This is a genomic window from Micromonospora sp. CNZ286 (genome assembly GCF_014207755.1).
Window position 1 is genome coordinate 6,751,634 of the sequence record NZ_JACHIZ010000001.1, and the last position, 14,912, is coordinate 6,766,545.

At 72.4% G+C, this 14,912-nt stretch carries 13 protein-coding genes; 6 read left to right on the top strand and 7 right to left on the bottom strand.

The window, feature by feature from the left end; translation table 11 throughout:
• Positions 1-46: 46 nt before the first annotated feature.
• Positions 47-1,603: a glycosyltransferase family 87 protein gene (locus FHX31_RS30425; RefSeq protein WP_071097350.1), complete on the top strand. Its 1,557-nt coding sequence runs from the start codon at positions 47-49 to the stop codon at positions 1,601-1,603.
• Between the two features lie 21 nt (positions 1,604-1,624).
• On the opposite strand, the gene FHX31_RS30430 is transcribed toward FHX31_RS30425, so the two are convergent.
• Together FHX31_RS30430 and FHX31_RS30435 are read right to left on the bottom strand one after the other, a co-directional pair.
• On the bottom strand, positions 1,625-3,703 hold the full coding sequence (locus FHX31_RS30430) for a hypothetical protein (RefSeq protein WP_091330526.1): 2,079 nt from the start codon (positions 3,701-3,703) through the stop codon (positions 1,625-1,627).
• Positions 3,700-4,482, bottom strand: coding sequence for a deoxyribonuclease IV (locus FHX31_RS30435; RefSeq protein WP_013289358.1), 783 nt, complete (start codon positions 4,480-4,482; stop codon positions 3,700-3,702). The genes FHX31_RS30430 and FHX31_RS30435 overlap by 4 nt, the downstream gene beginning before the upstream one ends.
• A 634-nt stretch (positions 4,483-5,116) precedes the next feature.
• Here FHX31_RS30435 and rpsF point away from each other — a divergent pair.
• From rpsF to rplI, 4 genes are all read left to right on the top strand, one after another.
• Entirely contained in the window at positions 5,117-5,407 is a 291-nt protein-coding gene (rpsF, locus tag FHX31_RS30440) for a 30S ribosomal protein S6 (RefSeq protein ID WP_013289357.1), read from the top strand.
• An 81-nt stretch (positions 5,408-5,488) separates the two neighbouring features.
• Positions 5,489-6,016 (top strand): single-stranded DNA-binding protein, encoded by a 528-nt coding sequence (locus FHX31_RS30445; RefSeq protein ID WP_018788497.1) that lies wholly within the window; start codon positions 5,489-5,491, stop codon positions 6,014-6,016.
• Positions 6,017-6,057: 41 nt separating this feature from the next.
• The gene (gene rpsR / locus FHX31_RS30450) at positions 6,058-6,297 is read left to right on the top strand and encodes a 30S ribosomal protein S18 (RefSeq protein WP_013289355.1); all 240 of its coding nucleotides are present in this window, start codon (positions 6,058-6,060) and stop codon (positions 6,295-6,297) included.
• A 14-nt stretch (positions 6,298-6,311) separates the two neighbouring features.
• On the top strand, positions 6,312-6,758 hold the full coding sequence (gene rplI, locus FHX31_RS30455) for a 50S ribosomal protein L9 (protein WP_013289354.1): 447 nt from the start codon (positions 6,312-6,314) through the stop codon (positions 6,756-6,758).
• A 66-nt stretch (positions 6,759-6,824) separates the two neighbouring features.
• Here the strand turns inward: rplI and FHX31_RS30460 are convergent, their stop codons facing one another.
• Positions 6,825-8,495, bottom strand: coding sequence for a hypothetical protein (locus FHX31_RS30460; RefSeq protein ID WP_091330527.1), 1,671 nt, complete (start codon positions 8,493-8,495; stop codon positions 6,825-6,827).
• Positions 8,496-8,893: 398 nt separating this feature from the next.
• On the opposite strand from FHX31_RS30460, the gene dnaB reads away from it, so the two are divergent.
• Complete coding sequence (gene dnaB, locus FHX31_RS30465; protein ID WP_184977611.1) at positions 8,894-11,713, top strand: replicative DNA helicase; 2,820 nt, start codon at positions 8,894-8,896, stop codon at positions 11,711-11,713.
• A 6-nt stretch (positions 11,714-11,719) separates the two neighbouring features.
• Here dnaB and FHX31_RS30470 read toward each other — a convergent pair whose 3' ends face one another.
• The 4 genes from FHX31_RS30470 to FHX31_RS30485 form a co-directional block, all read right to left on the bottom strand.
• Positions 11,720-12,400, bottom strand: coding sequence for a maleylpyruvate isomerase N-terminal domain-containing protein (locus tag FHX31_RS30470; protein WP_184977612.1), 681 nt, complete (start codon positions 12,398-12,400; stop codon positions 11,720-11,722).
• A gap of 99 nt (positions 12,401-12,499) precedes the next feature.
• Positions 12,500-12,892, bottom strand: a complete 393-nt coding sequence (locus FHX31_RS30475; RefSeq protein ID WP_013289350.1) for a TFIIB-type zinc ribbon-containing protein — start codon at positions 12,890-12,892, stop codon at positions 12,500-12,502.
• A 23-nt stretch (positions 12,893-12,915) separates the two neighbouring features.
• Positions 12,916-13,548 carry a phosphoribosyltransferase gene (locus FHX31_RS30480; protein ID WP_013289349.1) on the bottom strand — a complete coding sequence of 211 codons (633 nt, stop codon included), beginning with the start codon at positions 13,546-13,548 and terminating at the stop codon, positions 12,916-12,918.
• Entirely contained in the window at positions 13,545-14,888 is a 1,344-nt protein-coding gene (locus FHX31_RS30485) for a glycosyltransferase 87 family protein (protein WP_184977613.1), read from the bottom strand. Before FHX31_RS30485 ends, FHX31_RS30480 begins: the two co-directional genes overlap by 4 nt.
• Positions 14,889-14,912 lie beyond the last annotated feature (24 nt).

Genomic DNA, 14,912 nt, shown 5'->3' on the forward strand with positions numbered 1-14,912 from the left:
CGCGCGACGGGACGGCGACCCCCGGTGTACGGCAGGATGCCTCTCCATGAGCACCCAGTCGCCCGCAGGCATCGATGAGCCCGGCGCGTCCGAGGCGGCGCCACGATCCGCAGAGACGGTGGACCACCCGTCCCGCTCGGACTGGTTCGTCCGGGGCGCCTCCGGTCTGATCGGCGGGCCGCTCGGCGACCACGCCGCCGCCCTGGACCGGCCCGCCGGCCGGGAGAGCCGGTTCTGGACCGCCGGCCGGATCGTGCTGGCGCTGGTGTGCCTGACGCTGGCCCTGCACTGGGTGCAGAAGTCGCCCTGCCAGGACGGCGCCTGGCAGAACAACGTCCAGTACACCCGGATGTGCTACACCGACGTGCTGGCGCTCTACTACGCCGAAGGGCTCAACGAGGGCAAGGTGCCCTACGCCGACCACCCGGTGGAGTACCCGGTGCTGACCGGGTACTTCATGGGCGCGCTCGGCCTGCCGGTGCACGCCCTCGGCGCCGACAACCCCGCCATCAACCAGGGCCAGTGGTTCTACAACCTGAACGCGCTGGTGCTCGGCGCGCTCGCGGTCGCCACCGTCGCCGTGATCCTCAGCCTGCGCCGACGACGACCCTGGGACGCCGCGTTGTTCGCGCTCTCCCCGGCGCTGGTGCTCACCGCCACCGTCAACTGGGATCTGCTCGCCATCGGCCTGGCCGCGTTCGGCCTGCTGGCCTGGGCGCGCGCCCGGCCCGACCGGTACGCGCTGCTGCTGCCCGGAGTAGCAGGCGTCCTCATCGGACTGGGCGGCGCGGCCAAGATGTGGCCGCTGTTCATCCTCGGCCCGATCCTGGTCCTCGCGTTGCGCGCCGGGAAAATGCTGGCCGGGCTCGTCGCCACGGCGACCGCGCTGGTGACGCTCGTGGCCGTGAACCTGCCGGTGGCGATCCCGTACCGGGAGAACTGGGAACGCTTCTTCGACCTGAACACCACGCGCCCCATCGACTGGGGCACGCTCTGGTACATCGGCCGCTACCTGGACGGCCGGATCAGCCCGTCCTCACCCGGCCAGCTCGGGCCCTTCGAGTGGCTCAACGCGAACATCCCCACCCTCAACTGGCTGTCGTACCTGCTCTTCGGCCTGGCCTGCCTCGGCGTGGCCGGGCTGGCGCTGCTGGCGCCGCGCCGCCCCCGGCTGGCCCAGCTCGCCTTCCTGGTGGTCGCCGCGTTCCTCATCTTCAGCAAGGTGTGGTCCCAGCAGTTCGTGCTCTGGCTGCTGCCGCTCGCGGTGCTCGCCCGGCCGCGCTGGGGCGCGTTCCTGGCCTGGCAGGTCGCCGAGGTCGGCTACTTCGCCGCGTTCTACGGCGAACTGCTCGGCACGGCCATGTCCCGGCCGGTCTTCCCCGAGGGCGTCTTCGTGCTGGCGTCGAGCCTGCGCCTGATCACCGTGGCGGTGCTCTGCGGATTCGTCATCCGGGACATCATGCGGCCCGAACTGGACGTCGTCCGGCACACCTACGCCGACGACCCGGACGGCGGGGTGCTCGACGGCGCGCCCGACGCGCCCTGGCATCAGCGCTGGCGGGCGCGCGCCGCCGAACGGCCCGCCGAACCCGTTCCGGTGTGACCGAGACGGTCGTGTTCCGGTCTACAGCCGGAACACGACCGCCTCGCCGACCTGCTCCCGGGTCACGCCCAGCGCGTCGACCGGCCGGTCGAGCATCCCCTCCCACGGGGTGCCCTCCAGCTCGTCGCGCAACACGACCACGTTCTTCACGCCGATCTGCCGCAGGTAGTCGACGCTCGCGTAGTCCGGGAAGCTGACTGTCGCCTCGCGGATCTGAGCCTGCGAACGCGGCGTGAAACCGCTGCCGCCGTTGACCATCGGCTGGAACCGGTCGGTGGACCACAACATCACCGGCTGATCCAGGTTCTGGCTGCTCGGCAGCACCAGCATCGGGCCGTCCACAGTCCGCATCGCCGCCGGCTGCCGCGGCACCACCGGCTGCGGCGTGGCGTTCAGCCCTTCCACGAGCACCAGCGCCAGCGGCAGCAGCGTGGCCAGGCGCAGCCACGGGCCCGGCCACGGCGGCACCCGCTCGGCGGCCAGCTCGCGTACCCGCATGCAGAACGCGGTGACCGCGCCGGCCGCGAGCAGACCCAGCAGCAGCGTGGCCCAGAGCATCATCCGGCCCGGCGTGCGCAGCCCGCTCCAGCCCGGCACGTAGTCGAACAACGGCACGTAGGTGAACCGGCCGCCGAAGAACCGGGTGCCCATCGCCAGCGCCATCGTCACCAGCACGCCGGCGAGCAGGAAGATCCGGTGCCGGACCCGCCAGACCGAGAAGAACAGACCACCGGCGGCGAGCGCGTAGAGCACGAAGCCCGGCAGCAGCGTCATCTCCGGATGCCAGGGCAGCACGGCACGGGCGCCCTCGTGCAGCCCGCCCCAGACCCGGGACTCGGCCGGCGCGGTGAAGAACCCGCTCGCCGGCGGCGAGTAGAGCCCGATGTCGCCGAGCGTCCGTTCCGCGTTCGGGTGCAGCTCGGCCACCCTGAAGTACGGCACCGCCAGCGCCGCGCCCACCGCGGCGAAGGCGAGCCCGCCGAACACGTCGGCCAGGAACAGCCGCCGCCCGAACGGACGCTTCACCCGGCGCCGTCGCACGAACCACAGCACCACCGCGACCAGAACGGTCCCGGCCAGCATGTACGCGAACGGCAGCCCGATACCGAACCCCAGGCTGAGCTGCCACGCGGCCACCAGCCACCCGGCGAACGCCCAGCCCGCGTGCCGGCGGCGCGGCCGGTAGCCGTACCGCAGCGACCAGCCGTGACCCCGCGCCAGCATGGCCAGCGCCAGCGGGATGCCGCCGTTGGAGAGGATGTGCAGGTGCCCCGCCTGGGCCAGCAGCCACGGCGCGTAGGCGAAGCTCGCCCCGGCCACCGCGCCGCCGATGCGGCCCGCGCCGAGCTGCCGGGCCAGCACGTACGCGCCGAACGCGGCGAGCGCGTGCGCCAGCACGAACATGATGTTGTAGCGCAGCACGGCGTGCTCCGGGCCGACCCCGATCAGGCCGGCCGGGGCGTACCCGAGGAGCGTGTCGGAGAACGCGAAGCTCCAGTTCTCCGGATAGAACGTGTTCGCGTGCCACAGCATCGCCGGGTCGGTCCGCAGGATGTGGCCGGACCACGCCATCTGCCACGCCTGCAGGCTCGGATCCCAGTAGTCCTGCGGCAGCGTGTGCCGCGGATAGCGCAACGTGGGCCAGGTCATCGCCGCGGCCAGCGCCAGTGCGGCGACGGCGGCGAGCGTCCACTCGTGCACCAGGAACCGGCCGACCGCGCGGACGGCCCGGCGGGCCCGGCCGAGCACCGGCTCCGGCGCGGGCCCGAACGCGGACCAGGGATCGGCGGCCTTGTCGTCGGCCGTACCCGTTGTGTTCTCGTCTCCGGCGTCGGCCTTGTCGGCGGCGGTTCCGCCGTCGCCGCCGTTCGTCCGGGCGTCGTGGGCATCGCCCTCGGCGGCGGCCTCGTCCCGGGCCTCGGCCTTCTTCCCGGCGGTGTCGTCCGTGCCGGATCCGCCCCCGGCGGTCCCACCCTCGCCGGGCGGGGCCGTCCCGGTCGCGTCGTCCGGCCGGTCCGGTGCGGTCGGGTCGCCGTCGCCGTCCGGACGGGGCTCGGCGCCGGACCGGCGGCCGGTCGTGCCGGACTGCTCGGTCGTCACGCCGCCGCGCCCAACTGCCCGCGCAGGAACGCGATGTCGGCGGCCTGGCCCTCGACGCCGCCGGGGGTCTCCACGATCACCGGCGCGCCGGCCGCGCGGATCACCGCCACCAGCAGCTCCGGGTCGATGGTGCCGCCGGTCAGGTTGTCGTGCCGGTCCTGGCCGGAGTTGAACGCGCCCTTGGAGTTGTTCGCGTGGATCAGGTCGATCCGGCCGGTGATCGCCTTCACCCGGTCGACCAGGCCCAGCAGTTCCTCGCCGCCCGCGTACGCGTGGCAGGTGTCCAGGCAGAAGCCGACCTCGTGGTCGCCGAGCGCGTCCCAGAGCCGGGCCAGCGAGTCGAGGTGCCGGGCGCAGGCGTTGTCACCGCCGGCGGTGTTCTCGATCAGCACCGGCAGCGGGAAGCCGCCGGAGTCCGCCGCGTACGCGAAGGTCTTGCGCCAGTTGTCGAAGCCGACCGCGACGTCGTGGCCGGCGTTGACGTGGCCGCCGTGCACGATCAGCCCTCTGGCCCCGACGTCCGCCGCGGCGGACGCGTGGGCGAGCAGCAGCTTGCGGCTGGGGATGCGGATCCGGTTGTTGAGCGTGGCCACGTTGATCACGTACGGCGCGTGCACGTAGAGGTCGACGTCGGCGGAACGCAGGCGCTCGGCGTCCTCGCGCGGCTTCGGGGCCTTCCAGCCCTGCGGGTCGGCCAGGAAGAACTGGACCGCCTCGGCCTGCCGGGCGGCCGCCTCGGCCAGCGGGTCGGTCGGGTCGACGTGGGCTCCGATTCGCATGCAGGGCAGCCTACGTCGCGCCTGCGACGGTCGGCGCGCTCGCGGGAGGCGCCCGGCGGGTCGGCCGCGTCACCACCCGGCCCGGCGGTCGTTGTCCGAGGTGGGATCGATGGTCGACGCTCCGCCCGCACGTGGTCCACAGCACGGACGGGCGAGGGTGGACCCCCGGAAACGGGACGCCCCGCCGTGCGGCCCGGCACTGCGGGGCGGGATCCGCTCGTCATCCCGGTACGGGAGGCCAGCAGTAGGACCAATTCCTCCATTTACCCCAAGTGGTGACGAGAGCCATTGTATGGTCAGACCAGGTGACAACACGATAAAGCTCCGCGGGGCGTCTTCGATCCAACCTCATCGGTGTGGTCGTTCCTCCCCAGGTCCCACCCAAGGAATGCGGACGGGACGCCCCGCGGTCCCGTGGACAGGGGTCCACCTGCCGGCTCGCCGGAGGTGGGCCCCTGTCGCCGCACCCGGCACACCGGGACCACCGGCCCGGCCATGATCGTCCGGACCGGCTATCCTGGTCCGGTTGTCCGTGTGTCCGGCCGGGTTCCCCCGGCACCGGCGCGGGCAACGACGCACGACCTCCTGCCACGGAAGGACCGTGGCCGCTTAGCCCACAGGAGGTGAGCACGTCTTGCGTCATTACGAAGTCATGGTGATCCTCGACCCCAGCCTCGAGGAGCGCACCGTCGCCCCGTCGCTCGACACGTACCTGAACGTGATCCGGACCGCGGGTGGCTCGGTGGAGAAGACCGACGTGTGGGGCCGCCGGCGCCTCGCGTACGAGATCAACAAGAAGGCCGAGGGCATCTACGCCGTCATCGACCTCCAGGCGACGCCGGAGGCCGTTGGCGAGCTGGACCGTCAGCTCCGACTCAACGAGTCGGTGCTGCGCACCAAGGTCATCCGCCCGGAGATGCGCTGAGCATCTAGACCCGGCACGTCCGGATCACAAGCCTCATCCACGCTGTCGTACGGCTCTGAGAGCCTGACGGCACAAAGATGAGTGCGCGAGGAGATGGTCATGGCAGGAGACACCACCATCACGGTCATCGGCAACCTGACCGATGACCCCGAGTTGCGATTCACCCCCTCCGGCGCGGCGGTCGCCAAGTTCCGGGTCGCTTCGACGCCCCGCTTCATGGACAAGGCCTCCGGCGAGTGGAAGGACGGCGAGCCGCTGTTCCTCTCGTGCACGGTCTGGCGCCAGGCCGCCGAGAACGTCGCCGAGTCGCTGCAGCGCGGCGCTCGCGTGATCGTGTCCGGCCGACTGCGCCAGCGGTCGTACGAGACCCGCGAGGGTGAGAAGCGCACCGTCATCGAGCTGGAGGTCGACGAGATCGGCCCGTCGCTGCGCTACGCCACGGCGAAGGTGCAGAAGATGTCCCGCTCCGGTGGCGGTGGCGGCGGCTTCGGTGGTGGTGGCGGCCAGGGCGGCGGCGGAGGCAACTTCGACGACCCCTGGGCCTCTGCTGCCCCCGCCCCCTCCCGCGGTGGTTCGGGCGGCAACTTCGACGAGGAGCCTCCGTTCTGATGGCGCCGAGCGCCCGCGATCGCAAACCAGGAGCACGAGCAATGGCTAAGGCTGCGGCCCTTCGCAAGCCGAAGAAGAAGGTGAACCCGCTCGACAAGGACGGGATCACCTACATCGATTACAAGGACACCGCGCTGCTGCGCAAGTTCATCTCCGACCGCGGCAAGATCCGCGCTCGACGGGTGACCGGCGTGACCTCGCAGCAGCAGCGGCAGATCGCCCGTGCGGTCAAGAACGCCCGCGAGATGGCGCTCCTGCCGTACACGGCCACGACCCGCTGAGAGGAGGCACGGACATGAAGATCATCCTCACTCAGGAGGTGTCCGGCCTCGGCTCTCCGGGCGACATCGTCGAGGTGAAGGACGGCTTCGGCCGTAACTACCTGCTGCCGCAGGGCTTCGCGATCGCCTGGACCAAGGGCGCGGAGAAGCAGGTCACGGTCATCAAGCGGGCCCGCTCGGCCCGCGAGATCCGCGACCTGGGCCACGCCACCGAGGTCAAGACCCAGATCGAGGGTCTGAAGGTCAACCTGAAGGCCCGCGCCGGCGACGGCGGGCGGCTCTTCGGCTCGGTCACCCCGGCCGAGATCGTCGACGCCGTCAAGGCCGCCGGCGGCCCGACCCTGGACCGCCGCCGGCTGGAGCTGCCCGGCCACATCAAGGCGCTCGGCTCCTACCCGGTCAGCATCCGGCTGCACCCCGAGGTGACCGCCAAGTTCGACCTGAACGTGGTCAAGGGCTGACACCCGAAGCACGACGCGAAAGGCCCGCACCGGTCGCCGGTGCGGGCCTTTCCGCATCTTCGCCGCTCAGCCGAGCGGATTGCCGGTCACCGCGCTGATCACCACGGTGGACAGCCCACCACCCACCACCGCGGCCGCCAGCGCCACTGTCGCCGACCGCCACGTCGTCCCGACCTGCCGCAGCAGCACCGCCACCACCAGACTGCTCACCATCGCCAGCCCGAACCGCGGCGCCGCCGACACCAACGACTCCAGCGCGTGCGCACGCGGCGAGTCACAACCACCGCCGGTGATGTCCGTGACGCACCCCGCCGGAGGCTGCCCGCTCAGGAACAGCAGGCCGACCACGAGCAGCACCGCCGGAACCAGATAGCAGGCCGCCGTGTAGACCAGCGGTCGCAACGGACCACCCGGATCCGGGTCCAGCAGGTCGTCCTCCAGCCGGCGACCCCACGAACCGCCGCCGATCGTCTCCACCCGCCGCCGCAACGTCGACGCCGCCGGCTCCACCGGGCGACGACGAGGCGCGGTACGCGGCCGCGGCGCCGAGTACGCCACCGCGGGCGAACGCGGAGCCGTCGACGGTGTCTCCATCCACCGGGGGTCGTCACCGGAGAGCCGGGTGCCCGACCAGAACGCCTCGGCCCGCGCCGGCGACGCCCAGCCCTCCCGCACCGGCGGCGCCGAACGGTCCCACGGATCGGCCTCCGCGTACCGGTCGTCGGTGTCCCGCACCGGCTCCAGGAAACCGGTGTCGGTGAACCGGTCCCACTCACCCGTGTGCTCCGTACGATCCCACCGGCTCTCCGCCCGCTCCCAGCGGCTCGCGGGCACCGGCCGGTCCCAGGCGTGCACGCCCGACGCGTCCCACGGATCGACGGCGGGCGGCTCCACCGGCTCACGCTCGACGCTCCGGCGGCGCTGCCACGGATCCGCCGCCGGCCGCGACCGCGCCGACTCCGATGGCGTCGCCCGCGACCAGGCCGGCTCCGACTCGGACGCCGTCGCCCGTCCCCAGGCCGGCTCCGACTCCGCTGCCGGCGACGTCGGCCGGCCCGCGTCCGACGCCGCCGCCGGCCACTCGGCATCCGTCCCCGAGCGGGACCACGCGCCGTCCGAGGCCGCCGGCCGCGACCATGCGGAGTCCGACCCCGCCGGCGGCGGCCAGGAGGAACCCGACGCCGACCGGCGACGCCGACCCGCCGGCCGTTCACCGTCCGATCCGGCCGGCCCCTCGCTCGTACCCGCCGACTCCGGCAGCCCGGACCAGGTCACCTGCGGCCGGCGCGTCGCCGCCCGGCGCGGGCGACTCCGGGGCGCCGCCCCCGACACCGGCTCGTCGTCCTCGTCCGCCCGCCGGTTGCCCACGTACCCCCGCTCCTGCGGGGCGTCCATCGTCCACTCGGCGGTGTGGTCCGACAACGGACCCGCACCGATCGCGCGCAGATCCCGCCGGCCGGCACCTGAGGCCGGCGCCTCCACCTCGTCGTCGTCGGGCGCGGCATGCCGCCCGCCGCCGTCCGCGCGACTCACCCCGGACTCCAGCGCCCAACGGGGAAGGTACGTCTCCACCGGCTCGTCCTGGCCGCGCTCGATCGCCCGCCGCCGGCTCGCCGTGCGGTAGCCCTCCGGCGCGTACGAGTCGACCCGGCGCGGCCCGGCGGGCTCGTCCCAGGAACCGCTCGGCCGTCGCTCGCGCGGGCTGTCCTCCCCGCTTCCCCAGTCCCGGTGTCTCACGGCCGGAGCGTGACCTCTCTCAACCCGAAAGTAAACCCGCTGTCCCAGGTGTCGCCGTTTCGCAGCGATAGTACGGGACGAACGACGACAAAGCTCGGCCGGAAATCTTCCGTCCACAGGGTGGGGATAGAAAAAGCCCAGGTCAGAGGCGATAAGCCCGGAATTCCCCATCACTTTTCCACACCCCTGTGCACACCCTGCGCACATGCCTGTCCCCAGGCGTCCACAGGTTGTCCCGAGGCTCATCCACCGGCCTTGTTGAGCGGTTGACCTCGGGTTCCGTATCGTGGTCCACCGACCGCCGGGCGATGACCCCCGATCGACCGGAGGGTCGGCGGAGAGTTGTCATACCCCGGCGATACAGCTGGACTCGATCCGACGCAGCGAGGGGGGAACCCGTGTCGGTCACCGACGAGACGCGTGCGGAACGGACCGGGGGATCATCGCCCGAGCCGCCGCCGCGCGAATCTGCGTTCGAGAAGACACCACCCCAGGACGTCGCCGCCGAGCAGTGCGTACTCGGCGGCATGCTGCTGTCCAAGGACGCCATCGCGGACGTCGTGGAGATCCTGAAGACAAACGACTTCTACCGTCCGGTCCACGCCACCATCTTCGACGCGATCCTGGACATCTACGGTCGCGGCGAACCCGCCGACCCGATCACCGTGGCGGCCGCGCTCGCCGACTCCGGTGACCTCGCCCGGATCGGCGGCGCCCCCTACCTGCACACGCTGATCGCCAGCGTGCCCACCGCCGCGAACGCCGCGTACTACGCCCGGATCGTCGGCGAACGGGCGGTGCTGCGCCGGCTGGTCGAGGCCGGCACCCGGATCGTGCAGCTCGGCTACGGCACCGGCCCGAGCGGCAGCCGCGACGTCGACGACATCGTCGACCTCGCCCAGCAGGCCGTCTACGAGATCACCGAGAAGCGCGTCAGCGAGGACTTCGCCGTCCTGGCCGACATGCTCCAGCCGACGCTGGACGAGATCGAGGCGGTCGGCGCCCAGGGCGGGGTGATGACCGGTGTGCCGACCGGGTTCACCGACCTCGACCGCCTGCTGAACGGCCTGCACGCCGGCCAGCTCATCATCGTGGCCGGCCGGCCTGGTCTCGGTAAGGCGCTCGCACTCGACACCCCGCTGCCCACCCCACAGGGCTGGACCACCATGGGTGAGGTGCGCGTCGGCGAGCAGCTCCTCGCCGCGGACGGCATCCCGACGACGATCACCAACGTCTTCGACGTGATGTACGACCGCCCCTGCTACGAGGTCGAGTTCTCCGACGGAAGCGTCATCGTGGCGGACGCCGAGCACCTGTGGAAGACCACCACCCGGGCCAGCCGACGCCAGCCGGAGGCACGTCGGCGGCACCACTGGGCCGAGCCGGCGTTGGCGAAGGTACGGGCGGCCGAGATGGCTGCATCCGCCGAACCGCACCGCCTGGTCACTCTCGCCGAAACCCTGGAACAGGTCGGCCCGGAATTCCGCAACGTGCTTCACACGGTGGCGCAGACAGTGGGTTCCAACGGCCGGGTCGCCCGCCCGGTGACCTGGGCCGGCAAGACACGCAACTGGACGGCTCCGGGCTACCCGGTGGGCGCGTTGATTTCCGGCCTCCGTGCACGCGCGGAACGACCGGTGAACGCCGGCAGCCGCGCCGAGCATGACGGGATCGTCACGACGGCGCAGATCGCGGCCACGCTACGTACCGAGACGGCCGACCGCCGTCTCAACCACGCCGTGCGGAACTGCGCGCCGCTCCGACTTCCGGAACGCGACCTGACCGTCCCGCCGTACACCCTCGGGGTGTGGCTCGGCGACGGGCACACCGGGGCCAGCCGCTTCACCACCGCGGACGCGGAGATGCTCGACCTCGTGGCCCAGGACGGCTTCCTGGTGCGCCCGAGTGGGCCCATGGTCTACAGCGTGCATCTGCCCACGCCGGCCAGGACGGCGGACCGCACCTGCGTCGACTGCGGCGGCTCCACCCGTGCCCTGTGGGAGAACCCCGCAACCCGCCGCTGCGCCGAGTGCCACGAGCGGAACGGCTCCTTCCTGGCCCTGCTCCGCCGGGTCGGGGTGGCCTACGACAAGCACATTCCGGACGACTATCTACGCGCCTCCGAAACCCAGCGCCGGGCGTTGCTCGCCGGTCTCATGGACACCGACGGCACGGTGGCGCCGACCGGGAACCTGCAGTACACGTCCACCTCGCGGCGCTTGATCGACGGCGTACGGGAACTCGTCGTCAGCCTGGGCTATCGGTGCACCATGACCGAGCGCAAGGTGCGCGGCCGTACCGAGGAATCGTCGATCGCGTACACGCTGAACTTCTCCACCCCGGACACGGTCTTCCGGCTGGACCGGAAGCGGACCGCCCATGCGGCCCGGCGCCGGACGTCCTCGGACGTCCGCTCCCACTCGCGGTTCATCGTGGACGTCCGTCCGGTGCCGAGCGTTCCGGTGCGCTGTGTGACCGTCGACAATCCCGACCATCTGTATCTGGCGGGCCGCTCGATGATCCCGACGCACAACAGCACGGCAAGTATGGACTTCGCCCGAAATGCAGCTATCCGCGCCAACCAGGCGTCGGCGATCTTCTCGCTGGAAATGAGCAAGGTCGAGATCGTCATGCGACTCCTCTCGGCCGAGGCGCGCGTGCCGCTGCACGTCCTGCGCAGTGGCCAGCTCTCCGACGACGACTGGACCAAGCTGGCCCGCTGCATGGGTGAGATCAGCGAGGCGCCGCTCTTCGTCGACGACACGCCGAGCATGAACCTCATGGAGATCCGGGCGAAGGCGCGGCGGCTCAAGCAGAAGCACGACCTGAAGCTGATCGTCGTCGACTATCTCCAGCTGATGACCTCGCCGAAGCGCACCGAGAGCCGGCAGCAGGAGGTCGCGGACCTGTCGCGTGGCCTGAAGCTGCTGGCCAAGGAGGTCGAATGCCCGGTGATCGCGGTGAGTCAGCTGAACCGTGGCCCCGAGCAGCGCACCGACAAGCGACCACAATTGTCCGACTTGCGGGAATCTGGATCTATTGAACAGGATGCAGACGTAGTAATCCTTCTGCACCGCGACGACTACTACGACAAGGAGTCGCCGCGAGCGGGCGAAGCAGACTTTATTGTTGCAAAGCACAGAAATGGTCCTACCGACACGGTCACCGTAGCGGCCCAGCTGCACCTGTCGCGCTTCGTCGACATGGCCATCGTCTGAGCGACGTCAGCCGAGCAGCGGGAACCAGCCGGCGGCCTCGCCCAGCTCCAGCCGGTCCCGGTCGGTGAGCGGCACCCGCCCGGCGGCCTTCAGCAGGTAGTCGTGGTCGTCCCAGCCGGCCGGCCGTACCGCGTCGTCGCTGAGCAGGCCGTCCATCGTGGTCACCGCGACCCGCGTCGGGTCCGCCGCCGGCCGCGGCGCGTCCGGCAGGTCCACCACCAGGTCCAGGTGATGGATGACCGCCTCGGTGGTCAGGGTGGCGAGCAGATGGGGTACGCGCAGCACGTGCCCCTGTGTCGTCACGTACCCGTCGAGGTCGGCCGCGGTGGCCGCGCGGACGGCGGCGGGCGCGGTGTCGGCCCAGAGGCGGACCACGCCTGTGGGCCGGTCGAAGGCGGCGGCGGAGCGGCGTGCCCACCAGGCGTGCCCGGCGCTCACGTCGTCGTCGCCGGGGGTGAACGCGCGCCAGTAGCTGACGTCGTCCACGTCGGCCGGTCCGGGTGCGGGGCTGGCCAGGGCGACGAGTGCGCGCTGGGCGTCGCAGAGCACGTGGAAGAGCAGGTCGGCGACGACCCAGCCACGGCACCGGGTGGGCCGTTGCAGGCCGGCGTCGTCGAGCGGGGTGACGACGGCGGTGATGCCGTCGTACGCCTGGGCCAGCGCCTCGTGCTGCCGGATCGGGCTCATGCCGAGCAGCCTGCCACGGTGCGGCAGGCGCGGCACGCCGACGAGCGCGCCGGGTCGATGCGGTGCGGTGCATCGGCCCGGCGTGCGCGTTGCCGGCGGTCAGTCGAACAGTTCGCCGAGGAAGCCGTGCTTCTTCTTGCGCCGGTAGTGGCCGTGGTAGCCGTGGTGCTGCTGACCGTGGCCGTACGCGGGCTGCGCGTAGCCGTGGCCGGGCGGCGGCGGAGGGGGCGGGGGGACGGCGCCGTAGCCGGGCTGGTGCGGCGCGGCGGCGGGCGGGGGCGGCGGAGGTGGCGGGTAGCCGGCACCGGACGGCGCGGGCTGCTGCGGGGCGCCGCCGTGCTGCCGGTTCCAGTTGGCCTCGGCATCGAACAGCTTTTCCAGCTCGCCGCGGTCGAGGAAGATGCCCCGGCATTCGCCGCACTGGTCGATGACTACTCCGCTGCGCTCGTACTGGCGCATTTCTCCGCGGCACTTGGGACAGGTCATCTGCATGACAACGACGGTACCGGGTGTTTTCACGCAGTGGCGGTCAGCGCCTGCGTGACCTCGTCGTCGGAGACCTCGTGGAAGTCCTCGTAGTACGCCCCTACGGCGGCGAAGTCGGGCGGGAGTTGGCAGCTCACGACCGTGTCGGCGTCGGCGGCGAGCATGTCGTACGCCTGCTCGGAACCGACCGGGACGGCGACCAGGACGCGGACGGCGCCGAGGTGGCGGGCGACCTGGACGGCGGCGCGGGCGGTGGCGCCCGTGGCGAGTCCGTCGTCCACGATGACGGCGGTGCGCCCGGTGAGGTCGAGCGGTGGGCGGCCGCCGCGGTAGCGCTGTTCGCGGCGTTCCAGTTCGGCCTGTTCGCGGCGGCGGACCTGGGCCCTGTCGTTCTCGCTGATCCGGCCGGCGACCATCTCGTTGAGGACCTGCACGCCGCCGGGGCCGAGCGCGCCGTACGCGACCTCGGGTGCCCAGGGCACGCCGAGCTTGCGGACGACGAGGACGTCCAGTGGTGCGCCGAGCCGGTCGGCGACCACCCGGGCGACGGGTACACCGCCGCGTACCAGGCCGAGCACGATGACGTCGGGCCGGCCGGCGAGGTCGGTGAGTCGTTCGGCGAGTTCGCGTCCCGCCTCGGCCCGGTCGCGGTAGGTGGTCATCCCTCAGGTGTACGCCTTCCGGCCGGATCGCGCGGGGCGGTTGCCGGGAATGCCGCCCTGTCGTCCGGTCGGGTGAGCGCCAGCGCGGGGGCGAGGACGAGCAGGGCTGCCGGGTAGAGCAGGTACCCGAAGCGGGTGGAGGGCATCAGCAGGATCGCGGCGAGCAGTCCGTACCCGCAGATGATGGCCGTGGCGGCGGCGGTGCGGGGCGGACGGCGCAGCAGCCGGACGGCGATGGCTCCTCCGGCGGCGACGAGCAGCGCGGCGGCGACGGCGCGGCCGGCCGGGAGTGTCTCGGCGATGAGGTGCCCGGGGAACGGCGACTGGGCGGGGCTGGTGACGAGGCCGTGGCCGAGCGGGAAGCGCAGCACGTTCTCGACGAGGGCGTCGCGGTCGACGAGGAGTACCGGGGTCAGGGCGAGGACGGGCAGGCCGATGGCGCCGAGGGCGGTGCGGGTCGCGGACCGGCGGGTGGCGGCCCAGCAGATCAGCACGACGGCGACCGGCCAGGCGAAGAGCTTCAGGGCACCGGCGGCGCCGACCGCGAGGCCGGCCCGGCCGGGTCGGCCGGCGGCGGCGAGCGCGAGGGCGAGCAGGCAGAGCGCGAGTACGGGGAGGTCGTCGCCGCCGGTGGCGAGGGTGAGCGCGCAGACGGGCAGGACTGTGGCGGCCTGGACGGCGCGCAGGACGGCGGCGTCGCGGCGGGGTGCGCCCGGGCCGCCGCTTGCGCGCAGCGTGGCGACGAGGGCGACGAGGGTGAGCGCGGTGACCACGGCGAACCAGACGCGGGAGTCGGTCCACCAGGCGTCGACGGCGGCACGGGGCAGCCCGAACAGCGCCATACCGGGCTGGTAGGGGGTGTAGCCGAGGAGTTGCTCGCCGGGGGGCAGGGCGGCGATGGCGTCGGGTCCGAGGTAGGGGGTGCCGTGCTCGGCGAGGCGGGCTCCGGCGTGTTCGACCACGATCACCTCCTCCTGGGCGCGGTCGGTACGTCCGCCGGCGCGTTCGACGCTCTGCGTGACGATCGGCAGCAGCGCGGTGGCGGCCCAGGTGAGACCGGCGACGGTCCAGCGTGCGGGCAGGCCGGCCAGGGGGGTGCCGGGGTCGCGGCGGCGGGCGAGCAGCTGGGTGGTAGCGGCGAGCGCGGCGAGCGCGTACCCGATGGTGGCGACGGCGCCCCAGGCGCGGTGCGGCGGGAGGGTGGAGGTGGCGGCGGTGATCGCGGCGAAGACGGTGGCGGCGGCGTAGAGGCCCAGGTCGAGGGCGAGGCCGCCGGCGGCGGTGTCGAGTGCCGACCAGCGGCGGGAGACGGGGGTTGCCGGGTCGGCTTGGGCGGTCACGCGGGCCAGTGTGGCAGACCGGCG